Consider the following 11,307-nt stretch of genomic DNA (forward strand, 5'->3'; position numbering starts at 1 on the left):
CAGGCTGCTTCAGCCTTTCTTAAGGTTGCCTATGGCAAAGTCAAAAGCGCAGGAAGGAGGTTTCCCCTGCCTGGAGACTATGCATGCGCAGCTGTGCTGCTTCTCGCTTTCTTTGCACCTTGCTGTTTGCTGCCGTGAGCTGCGGCGCTGTCTCGGCCGCGAAGACGTTCCACGTCGAAAAGCGCTGGGTAGTTGGCGGTGCGGGTGGCTGGGACTACCTTGCCGCAGACCCGGCAAATCATCGTCTGTACCTGACGCACACCGACAGGGTGGAAGTGCTGGACACACGCACCGGCAAAGTCGTAGGCCAGATTGCGGGCCTGACCAGGACCCACGGCGTCGCGCTGATCCCTGGCAGTACAAGCGGTTTCATCACAGACGGCGGTGCGAACCAGGTCGTTGCGTTTGAGACGACGACCCTGGCTGCCACTGCACACATTCCAGCAGGCACGAACCCTGACGGCATTGCCTATGAGCCGATGACGAAGACAGTGTGGGCCTTCAACGGCCGCAGCAGCGATGTGACAGCTATCGACGCAGTGCTCAAGAAGCCGGTCGGCACCATCCCACTGCCGGGTAAGCCCGAGTTTCCGCAGGCGGATGGAAAGGGCAACATCTTCGTCAATATCGAGGACAAGAATGAGATTGTTCGTCTGGACGCGAAGACGATGAAGATCACTGCGACCTGGCCGCTGGCTGGCTGTAGTTCTCCATCCGGCATGGCAATCGACAGGGCTGGCATGCGCCTCTTCTCCGTGTGCAACGGTGAAAAGATGGTAGTGACCGACGCGACCACAGGCAGCAATCTCGCCACGCCGCCGATCGGCGACGGTCCCGACGCGGCGGGTTACGACGCGAAGAGAAAGCTCGCCTTCTCGTCGAACGGCGAAGGCACGCTAACTATCGTCGATGCCGAGAAGGCAGGCTATCCCGTTCTCCAGACTGTCGCCACAGAGAAGGGCGCAAGGACCATGTGCTTTGACCCGGGTGATGGCAAGGTCTATCTCGTCACTGCCAAGTTTGCGCCAGTTGATCCAGCGACTCCCAAGGCGCGACCAACGCCACTCGCCGGCTCCTTCGTCGTGCTGGTTGTGGGTCGATAGGCGCGCGCATGCGTCACTTCTCGATCCTGCTCGCAGCCCTGACATTCCTCTCGTATGCGGGGCAAAACCTTGTCGCACAGCAGGCCACTGCTGCTCCCGCCGCGATCACCCTGGATGAAGCCATCGCGCGCGCCCGCCGCAGCGAACCGGCGCTCGCCGCAGCGAGGGCTGCCAGCAGCAACGCCGCGATCGATCGCTCCATCGCTAGGGCGGCGCTGCTGCCCACGGTGACTTACCACAACGCCTACCTCTTTACGCAGGCGAATGGCTCGCACAACCAGGCAGGTCCTGTGGGCTCGCAGTCCTCGCCCAGGTTCATCGCCAACAATGCCGTGCATGAGTATTCGAGCCAGGCGGTCGTAAGCGAGACAATCGGGCTTGCGCAGCTGAACGAAGTGAACCGTGCCGCTGCTGCCGCCGCCATAGCAAGTGCGGAGCTTGAGATCAGCCGCCGCGGCCTCACTGCCACCGTGGTTGCACTCTTTTACACAGCCACAACGGCTCGCGACAAAGCTGCGGTCGAGCAGCGAGCAGCGGATGAAGCCACTAGCTTTGTGAAGCTCACCGTGCAGCGTGAGGCCCAGCGTGAAGGGGCACATGCGGACGTGCTCAAGGCCGAACTCACCGAGCAGCAACGCCGGCGCGACCTGGCCGACGCTGTGCTCGCGGCCGAGAAAGCTCGCGTTGTGCTCGCGGTGCTCCTGTTCCCTGACCCGCGGACGCCCTACGAAATGATCAGCCCAGCGCCTGCGACTTTGCCGACGAGGGCCGACGTGGAAGCTGCAGCCGAGTCCGGCAACCCCGAGCTCCAGAGCGCACTTGCAATCCTTCGCTCTGCCAATCTCAACATCAAGTCAGCCCAGGCCGCCTATCTTCCGGATCTTGCGCTTAATTACACCTACGGCATCGATGCGGAGCAGTTTGCAGTGAACGGTCCGGGTGGCGTCCGAAACCTTGGCTACTCTGCTTCCGCTACGCTCGACATACCGGTCTGGGACTGGTTCTCCACACAGCACCGGATCCGGCAGACACAGATCCTGCGTGACTCCGCCCGTGTCGCACTCAGTTCCGCACAACGAACGCTGATTGCACAACTGGATGAGTCGTACAACGAGGCTTCGCTGGCGCAACAACAGCTCGCGTCGCTCCAGGTCTCGGTAGACACGGCACGCGAAAGTCTAAGACTCACGCGCCTGCGTTACACCGCGGGTGAGTCCACTGTGCTTGAAGTTGTGGACGCAGAGGGCACACTTACCGCGGCCGAGATTGCACAGGCAGACGGCACGCTCCGCTATCAGCAAGCCCTCGCAGATCTGCAACTGCTTACCGGGACACTTCCATCATGATCAAAGACGTTGCGTACGGGTTGCGCTGCTGGTCGACTGCAGCCCTGCTGTTAGCTTTGCTGCTTCCCCTCAGTGGCTGCAAACAGGCGGCGCCCGCAGATGCCGGGAACAAGGTCGTTGCGGTAGCGGCAGAGCACCCGACCGAAGGCTCGATTACTGAGATCATCCACGCCGACGCGGTACTGGCTCCGCAGGCCCAGGCAGCCCTGCAGGCCCGGGTGACCGCTCCGGTGAAGGCGTTCTATGTGGAACGCGGACAGAAGGTCAGGGCCGGCCAGGTGGTTGCTGTTCTGGAGCACCAGGACCTTGCCGCTGCAGCGCTCGATACCAAAGGAAGCTTGACCGCCGCGCAAGGCGCTTACACCGCCACAACGCAGCAGCAGGTACCGCAGGAGGAGACCCAGGCTCGCCTCAATCTGGAACAGGCACAATCGACGCTCGCGCTGGCTCAGAGCGTGCTCGATGCACGCACCGAGTTGTTCGCGCAAGGCGCCACTCCCGGCCGCGATGTCGACACCGCCGCGGCTGCCGTGGTGCAGGCGAAAGCCGCCGTCAGTATTGCGCAACAGAAGCTTGCATCCCTCCGGCGGGTCGGCAGGGCTGCCTTACTCGAAACCGCGGAAGGGCAACTCACCTCCGCCAAGGGCAGGTATCTCGGAGCAGAAGCCGCGCTCGGCTATGCTGTCCTTCGCACGCCGATTTCGGGCGTGGTGACGGAGCGCCCCCTCTTCGCGGGCGAAACCGCTGCGGCCGGCTCTGCTCTCGTCACAGTAATGGACACGTCCATTCTGCTCGCGAGACTACACATCCCGCAGGGGCAGGCGCAGCAGATAACGCTCAACGCAGAAGCGGCCATCGCGGTGCCCGGCGAGGTAGAGCCCGTGCACGCGAGCGTTGCTCTCATCAGTCCGGCTATCGACCCAGGCAGTACCACCGTTGAAGTGTGGCTCAAGGTTGCGAATCCCCTCGGAACGCTCAAGGTCGGAACGGCAGTGCATGCCACGATCCAGGGCCGCACCTTTGTGCGGACGATGCTCGTACCCAAAGATGCGGTGCAGCGTTCCGCGGAGAGTGGCGGATCGATGGTGCGGGTGATCGCAGCCGACAGAACCGCGCAGGGCCGCGATGTCACCGTCGGCATTATCGACGGTCAGCACGCCCAGATCACCGACGGACTTATCGCAGGCGACCTCGTGATCACATCCGGAGGCTACGGGCTCGACGACGGAACCAGGGTCACGTACAGCCCTGCAGGCAGGTCCGAAGAGAAGCCATCGGCGGGAACAGAAAGATGAGCATGACGCCCCCGTCCAACCGGCAGTTCTGGCTCATCCAGGCAGCCAAGCCCCTCTTCTTCTGCCTGGTCCTGCTCACGGCCGCCGGCATCTACGCGGCTTTCCAGGTTCCTATCTCTGTTTTTCCCGAAACCACCTTTCCCCGCATCGTGATCGGCATCGATAACGGCGTCATGCCTGTCGAGCAGATGCAGGTCACAATCACCAGGCCCATTGAAGAAGCCGTCAACACCGTGCCCGGACTGAAGACGGTACGCAGCACTACGAGCAGGGGCTCCGCAGAGGTCAGCCTTTTCTTTGACTGGAATGTGGACATGTTCCAAACCCTTCAACTCACCGATGCCGCGCTGTCCAAGGTGCAGTCTGAACTGCCCATTACTGCGAAGATCACAACGAACCGGCTGACGTTTGCCACATTCCCTATCGTTGCCTATGCGCTCACCGCGGACGAGCGCGGAGGAGCCAGCGTCTCCCAGACAGCTTTGTGGCAGATGGCCACCTATCAGTTGAAGCCATCGTTGAGCCGTGTCCCGGGCGTCAGCACAGTGAGCGTGCAAGGTGGCCAGGTCCCGGAGTTCCACATCATCCCCGATCTCGGCAAATTGCAGATTACCGGCGCCACCGTTCCGGACATCGTGAACTCTGTGCAGAGCTCCAACATCATCGACTCTCCTGGATTGTATGAAGCCGATCACCAGCTCATCCTGGGATTGGTAGGCGCCCAGGCGCATGACACGGACGGGCTTGGCCAACTCATCGTGAAGACCACCGCCGGCGGCAATCCGGTTCGCCTGGCCGACGTAGCCACGGTCGCTTCAGGAACGCTTCCTGCGTACACGGCCGTGGCCGCAGATGCACGGCCAGCCGTGCTGCTCAACATCACGCGGCAGCCTTCCAGCAACGCCGTGGCGGTAGCTGGCTCGGTGGCCACGCAGGTCGACTCCCTGAGCAGGACGCTACCTGCAGGCGTTCACCTCACGGCATTCTACGATCAGTCTGAACTGGTCCACGAAAGTATCGCCAGCGTCCGCGATGCGATCCTCGCCGGCCTCCTGCTGGCCTGCGTAGTCCTCTGGCTCTTCCTCGGTGACTGGGCCGCCTCCATGGTCGCGGGCATGGTCATTCCTGTAACCGTGGCTATTACCGTGCTTTTCCTTTGGGCGATCGGGCAGAGCTTCAACCTCATGACCCTGGGAGGCCTCGCCGCAGCCATTGGTCTCGTCATTGATGATGCAATCGTTGTCGTGGAAAACATCGTGGTGCACCGTGATGAAGGTGAGTCCCGGGTCGAAGCCGTTCGTCTTGCGTTGCGCGAAATCATGGTTCCGCTGATCGGTTCGACCATCACGCCCATCGTTATCTTTCTTCCTCTCATCGGTGTCACGGGCGTTACCGGCAGCTTCTTTCGCGCGCTCGCCATGACCATGGGCACTGCCCTGCTCACCTCGCTCCTGCTTGCGCTGAGCTTCACACCGGCACTTTCGCTCGTGCTTCTGCACGAGTCTGGGGCTCGCATGGCAACAGGCGTGCGAACCGAGACGCACGGCGCGATCATGCGACGCACTCTTCGCGTGCATGGCTGGCTGCTTGAGCGGCTTCTGGATCGCTCCTTGGCCATCCTGGCTATCGCCGCGCTGCTGTTGGTATCTGGCTACTTTGCGTACGGGCGGCTCGGTTCCAACCTGCTGCCGGCGATGGATGAGGGCGCTTTTGTGATCGACTACATCATGCCCGCAGGCAGCTCCATCGCTACCACGACCGCGGTCCTCGACAAGGTGGATCGTGTGCTGCATGGGGATCCGGACGTCCTGATCACGACCCGACGCACCGGTCTGCAACTCGGCCTCGCGGCAGTCACCGAAGCCAACACCGGCGACATCTCTGTACGCCTGAAACCAGGCCATCGCCGCAGCTTCAAACAGATCAGCAGCGACCTGCGCGCAAAGATCAACGGGCAAGCGCCACAGCTCGATGTGGAGTTTGTGCAGGTGCTGGAAGACATGATTGGCGATCTCTCGAACTCACCCGAGCCCATCCAGATCAAGCTTTTCTCGAACGACACAGTACTGCTCCACACACTCGCTCCGAGGGTGAAGGAGGCGATAGCAGCTATCCCGGGCGTGGTGGACACGCAGAACGGCATTGACAACACGCTCAGCGGACCCGCTACGTACTTCCAGGTGGACCCATCGATTGCGGGCCGGCTTGGCTTCACGCCGCAGGAGGTCGCGGAAGATGCCACCTCCCTTCTGGACGGCCTGCCGACCAACGCGCCGCTGATCATGGACGGGCGCCCTTACACTATCCGCGTGCGACTGGGCAGTGAGCACCGTGCTTCACTCGACGCGATCCGGAACACTCTCTTCAGGTCCGTGGCCGGCCATACCGCCAGCCTTGGCGATCTTGCTCAGATCAGTGAACTGCCGCCGCAGAATGAAATCCGCCGCGAGAATCTAGAACAGGTTGACCTCGTCAGCGGTCGCCTTGAAGGTTCGGACCTCGGTGGCGCCATGGCAAAGGTCAAGGCTGCAATCGCCGGCATGCATCTCCCCGCCTCGGTACGAGTCGAGTTCGGCGGCACATACCAGGAGCAGCAGCGATCCTTCTCCGACCTTGCCCGGGTGCTTCTTCTCGCGCTTGCCCTTGTGTTTGGTGTGCTGCTCACAGAGTTCCGCAACTTTGCCGCTCCGTCTGCCATACTCGTCAGCTCCGTGCTCTCGATCACCGGCGTCTTGTTCGCACTGGCCGTTACCGGTACTGACTTCAACGTGGCCAGCTTTATGGGCCTCATCATGGTGATCGGCATCGCAGCCAAGAACGGTATCCTGCTGCTTGATGCGGACGAGCGCGCCCGTGAGGAAGCACTGTCGCCCCGCGATGCCATCGTCCAAGCCGCACGACGGCGCTTGCGGCCCATCCTCGCAACCGCAGTCGCGGCGATGTGCGGCATGGCTCCCCTTGCGCTCGGCATAGGCGCCGGCTCGCAGATGCTGCAGCCGCTCGCAATTGCCGTGGTCGGTGGCTTGTTGTTCTCGGTGCCGACAAGCCTGTTGCTCACGCCGGCGTTGTACTACCAGTGGACGCGCAGGCAGCCAAGAACCGCGCCTGTCGCGCCACGCTTGTCCTAGACGTAGACGGTGGGGCGACACAGGTAGAGCACGGAAGTCTGATGTATAAAAGGCGCACTTGCACGGCGGGAGCAGGCCGCCTGTACTAACGGCGGAGATGCTTCGTTCCGCCTGCGTTTGACTGCAAATGTGGTGGGCTGCTGGTAGCTAGCGTGGGGGCCCTGCAGGTTCCGTGTGCGTGGCAGCGGCGGCAAATGCGGCCGCTGCTGATTCCGCGATAGTCACATCTGTGTCCTTGTTCAGGCCGGCGACGCCGATCGCTCCAACAACCTCGTGGCCACTCATAAGTGGAACGGCGCCGCGCAGGGTCATGAAGCCGGCGGTCACAAATGCGATGCGGCCCTGATTGACATTGGTTTCGGTCTCTCCACTGGGGCGCTGCAGAAGTGCAGATGTTCTCGCCTTGCCGATCGCAAGCTCGGGACTGCCATCGCGTACGCCATCCATCTTCAAAAAAGCGACCAGTATCCCGCTCCTGTCCACCACGGCGACGGCGCACGGCGCGTGCAACGCCACAGCTTGCCGCTCGGCAGTATCCACGGCCTGGCGAGCACCCGCCTCGCTGATCAATTGCGCTGTGACCGTAAGGCTTGCCGCCCGAACAGTGTGCAGGGCGGTGAGCGACAGGAGGCTGAGACAGAGCCCCTTCAGATACTTCTTCGTAGCAGGAGCCATACCCGCATCGTATGCGGCCAAGCTTAACCGAGGCTGAAGAGAGTATGCGAGGCTGCCGGTTGGGGCGCGAAGCCGACGACACACCACAAAGCGAAGACCTGACTCGCTGATGAGTCCGGCATCAGTCATGTGTTGGATGTCTGAAGCTTATGTTGGCCTCCTGCAAGGCGCACAGAGGCGGAGGGCGTCCCCGTCTCCGCCTTCTGAGTGCAGTTCGCGTGAAATGCGCTTCTCGCCACTCCGGCCTGATGATAATACGTCGGCGTCCCCTTACTGGTCTCCGGGCAGCTTTCCTGCGAGGGGCCGCGCATAACGCACGAGTGACAGCAGAAAGTGTCCAGGCTGCTCGGTCATTGAAAGGTGGGGAGCAGAAACGGCGCCCAGCCTGGTGCCCGACGACGTCGCTGTAGCGGAGATAGCCGCTAGGCTCCCCGCCATGAAGTCTCGCCTTCTCACAACGACCTCCTAAACAACACCGCTCTTTTCATCAAGGACGCTTCGCCCAGGTAAGACCATCGGGTCCGCCGCCTACGTCCAGGTGGCTCGTCACGGTCAATGTCTTTAAATCCACGACCGCCACGTAGTTCGCCGCGGTGCAGCCCACGAACGCGCGTGAGCCGTCGGGATCGAGCAGTATGCCGGCGCAGCCTTTCCCCAGGCTTACCCGCTTGACTTGTTTGCGCGACGCCACGTCGTACACAAACAGGTCGCCGGTTGAGAGGATGGAGATCAGCACGCGTTTGCCATCGGGCGTGAACTTGAGGCGATTGGCGCCATTGAGCTTTGCATCGATCGATGCCGCTACCCGGCGGTGCGCAGTGTCGATGATCCAGAGCTTGCCGTCACTCGCCGCGGCGGTCCACAACTCCTTCCAGTCCGGCGATACGTCGAAGCCCTCGGTACCCCACGAGGTCGGAATGGTGGTGACGGTCCAGTCGCGCTGTGGGGGGCCGGGTGGTCCGGGATGCATCGGGTTCGGAGGCACCACGCGGTTTTCGAGGATGCTGACGCTGGCCGAATGCGCGTTGGAAACGAAGATGGTCTGGCCGTCAGGCTTGACGCGGATGAGATGGGTGAAATCCTGCCCGGTGCCCATGATCCACTCCGTCCTGCCGGTCGCGGGGTCCAGGCGTCCGATCGCCTTGGCGCCCTGGGCCGTGAACCAGACCTTGCCGCCCTGGAAGTCCAGTCCATGCAAGCCGAGCATGGGCGCGGTATCGATGCTGGGCAGTGCCTTGTGGTTCATCAGGTCGAGCACATCCAGCTCGTGGCCCTGGCTGTTGAGCATGTTGGAAACCCAGGCGCGTTTTCCATCCGCAGACGCTATCACTTCGTGGGGATCCGGCCCAACGGGCATCCTGGTGATGACTTTGAGCGTTGCCGGATCGACAATGGCCAGCGTATGGTCCGACTTCGAGAGTGCCAGCAACACCGGGTGCGCTGCGGCCTGGGCTCGAATTTGCGGAACGGCTAACAACACGATTGCTGAAGCTAAACCCGCCAGCAAGCTACGCGGCATCCTTGAACGCATCGATCAATCTCCTGTACTTGAGTAGACGCCGGCTTTGGGCGCGGAGGAACAGAAAAGAACAGAACGCGTCCTTGCCGTAGACTGCAATCTGTAAGGCAAACGGTCATTGTCACGGCTGAGGCGGAGCAGAGCACTCGTGGAGCCGCACTGCGCGCGACGAAACGGCTCGCGCCGTTCACGGTTGCGCTTCATCATCGATACACAGGGGATCCAGTCTCACGCCGGCGTTGCGGAATGGTGGTTGCGCGACTGAACACCATCATCTATGGTGTTGGTCGAGTCGCTGGACAGGCCCTGCTTACTCGCTTCCGGCACGGCGAGGACGATCGGTGCGCAACATTGCGACGCACCTTGTAAACGACCACAGTCTCTCGGAGGTTTTTTTGAGTCTCACGCGCGCGGGGCGTACCACGTTACCGACAGGTCCATTGCTTGGCATCGCGGCGGTGGTGGCCGTGGCTGCTACAGCATTTGCGTACACCGCGGGTTGGTTGTCGCCGCACCGCATCACCCCGCAGAGGGTGGTCACGGCGTTGCAGCCTCCCGCCGGTCCGGCGCTGGGGCATCGCCGCAATCACATCAAGGGGATATGCTTCACCGGAACGTTCACCGCCAATGGCGCCGGTAGCGCTCTCTCGAAAGCCATGGTGTTCACGCAGGGCAGCTACCCCGTGGTAGGCCGCCTGAACCTTGCCGGCGGCGATCCACGCATGCCCGATGCCATGGCACAAGTGCGTGGCTTCAGCTTCCGCATCACTACGCCGGACGGCCAGGAGTGGCGCAGCGCAATGATTGATGCACCTGCCTTCGCGGCTGCGACGCCCGACGCATTCTTCCACTTCATCAGCGCCGCTGCTGATAAGGACCCCAACGCGATCAAGCGCTATCTCGGTGCCCACCCAGAGACGCTCCGCTTTGTCGGATGGGCAAAGAGTCACCCGCGTACAGAGAGCTGGACCGAGGATCGATTCAATAGCCTGAACTCCTTCGTCTTTGCGGACGCAGCGGGAACGAAGCGCGTTGTTCGCTGGTCGTTGCTCCCAGCGAACAAACCCGTCATCCTGCCTCCCGACGAATTGTCCAAGCGCGCTCCTGACTTCCTGCAACAGGACATCGTCCAGCGGGTCGACGCAGCCCCTCAGCATTGGGAGTTGGTGGTCGCGGTTGCAGACGCGGGAGACCCCACCGCGGACCCCACAAAGCCGTGGCCGGCCAATCGCCGAACCGTGGATGTTGGAACGCTCACAGCACAGCAGATCGAAGCAGAGGCCGATGGTCCGTGTCGTGACATCAACTTCGACCCTGCGGTGCTTCCCTCCGGGATGAGCACCTCCGACGACGGCTTCCCTGCGGCCCGCTCCGCGGCCTATCGCGTGTCGTTCGACCGCCGTATGGCAGAACAGAAGGACTACCCGCACACGGCGGCTGGAGCCCGGCAATGACCGCCCCCCGGCGCTTCGCTGCACCCCAGCGATTTCTGCACTGGTTCATGGCCGTCTGTATTCTTTCCATGCTGTTCATCGGTGTCGGCATGGTCTCGACCATTGCTCCCCGGTACTTGGTCCTGATCCAGATCCACAAGCCGCTTGGGATCGCGATTCTCGTGCTCGCACTTGCCCGGCTTTCCCTGCGCTTTGTGTACGGCGCTCCATCCCTGCCGCCGGATATGCCTGCGCCCATGCGGCTCGCTGCCGATCTTTCGCAATATCTCTTCTACGCCTTGATGATCGCCATGCCGCTCATCGGGTGGGCCATGCTGTCCGCGGCCTCGCATCCGGTGCTGCTGTTCGGCAACGTTCATCTCGTGCCGATTTTGCCAGTCGATGCCCAGGAGTACGCCTGGCTACGCCGGGCGCACATGTGTCTCGGCCTTGCCTTCTATGCATTGATCCTGATGCATGCGGCCGCCCTGCTCTTTCATAAGTTTGTACGCAAAGATGGCGTGTTTGAAACCATGGCCCCGATACTGGCAAGCCGGCAGACCCAGGAAGTTGAAGCAAAGAACCTGTGAGGGCACCCCGCCGCGCGACATGCAGGCGCTTTGTCCCAGTCAGAATCTGCACCAGAGTGCCCGAGGCGACCGCGCATGCCTACCGCATCGTGTCGCGTCGTACCTTCATGGTGCGTTGGGGTATGATGGCTGCCCTGGTCTCATTCGTCGCACCTACAGCCCGTGTAAGAGGCGTCTATCTCTTCCCGAGCTGGTAAGAGTCCGCAGTCACTAAGTGG

At 62.1% G+C, this 11,307-nt stretch carries 8 protein-coding genes; 6 read left to right on the top strand and 2 right to left on the bottom strand.

The window, feature by feature from the left end:
• The first annotated feature begins 83 nt into the window (after window positions 1-83).
• From D1Y84_RS16060 to D1Y84_RS16075, 4 genes are read left to right on the top strand one after another with little or no spacing between them, the layout of a single operon-like run.
• Window positions 84-1,103 (top strand): YncE family protein, encoded by a 1,020-nt coding sequence (locus tag D1Y84_RS16060; protein ID WP_233581480.1) that lies wholly within the window; start codon window positions 84-86, stop codon window positions 1,101-1,103.
• Window positions 1,104-1,111: 8 nt separating this feature from the next.
• Window positions 1,112-2,449: a TolC family protein gene (locus tag D1Y84_RS16065; protein ID WP_124849589.1), complete on the top strand. Its 1,338-nt coding sequence runs from the start codon at window positions 1,112-1,114 to the stop codon at window positions 2,447-2,449.
• Window positions 2,446-3,744, top strand: coding sequence for an efflux RND transporter periplasmic adaptor subunit (locus D1Y84_RS16070; RefSeq protein ID WP_124849590.1), 1,299 nt, complete (start codon window positions 2,446-2,448; stop codon window positions 3,742-3,744). The genes D1Y84_RS16065 and D1Y84_RS16070 overlap by 4 nt, the downstream gene beginning before the upstream one ends.
• Before the next feature lie 2 nt (window positions 3,745-3,746).
• Window positions 3,747-6,872 carry an efflux RND transporter permease subunit gene (locus D1Y84_RS16075; RefSeq protein WP_370245814.1) on the top strand — a complete coding sequence of 1,042 codons (3,126 nt, stop codon included), beginning with the start codon at window positions 3,747-3,749 and terminating at the stop codon, window positions 6,870-6,872.
• 147 nt (window positions 6,873-7,019) lie between these two features.
• Here the strand turns inward: D1Y84_RS16075 and D1Y84_RS16080 are convergent, their stop codons facing one another.
• Together D1Y84_RS16080 and D1Y84_RS16085 are read right to left on the bottom strand one after the other, a co-directional pair.
• Window positions 7,020-7,547 carry a heme-binding protein gene (locus tag D1Y84_RS16080; protein WP_158615521.1) on the bottom strand — a complete coding sequence of 176 codons (528 nt, stop codon included), beginning with the start codon at window positions 7,545-7,547 and terminating at the stop codon, window positions 7,020-7,022.
• 487 nt (window positions 7,548-8,034) lie between these two features.
• Window positions 8,035-9,027, bottom strand: a complete 993-nt coding sequence (locus tag D1Y84_RS16085) for a YncE family protein (RefSeq protein WP_233581481.1) — start codon at window positions 9,025-9,027, stop codon at window positions 8,035-8,037.
• Between the two features lie 434 nt (window positions 9,028-9,461).
• Here D1Y84_RS16085 and D1Y84_RS16090 point away from each other — a divergent pair, with 434 nt between their 5' ends.
• Both D1Y84_RS16090 and D1Y84_RS16095 read left to right on the top strand, forming a co-directional pair.
• Complete coding sequence (locus D1Y84_RS16090) at window positions 9,462-10,520, top strand: catalase family peroxidase (RefSeq protein WP_199726430.1); 1,059 nt, start codon at window positions 9,462-9,464, stop codon at window positions 10,518-10,520.
• Window positions 10,517-11,089, top strand: a complete 573-nt coding sequence (locus D1Y84_RS16095; RefSeq protein ID WP_124849594.1) for a cytochrome b — start codon at window positions 10,517-10,519, stop codon at window positions 11,087-11,089. The genes D1Y84_RS16090 and D1Y84_RS16095 overlap by 4 nt, the downstream gene beginning before the upstream one ends.
• Window positions 11,090-11,307 lie beyond the last annotated feature (218 nt).

It is taken from the genome of Acidipila sp. EB88 (assembly GCF_003858395.1).
In the GTDB taxonomy this organism is placed as follows: domain Bacteria; phylum Acidobacteriota; class Terriglobia; order Terriglobales; family Acidobacteriaceae; genus EB88.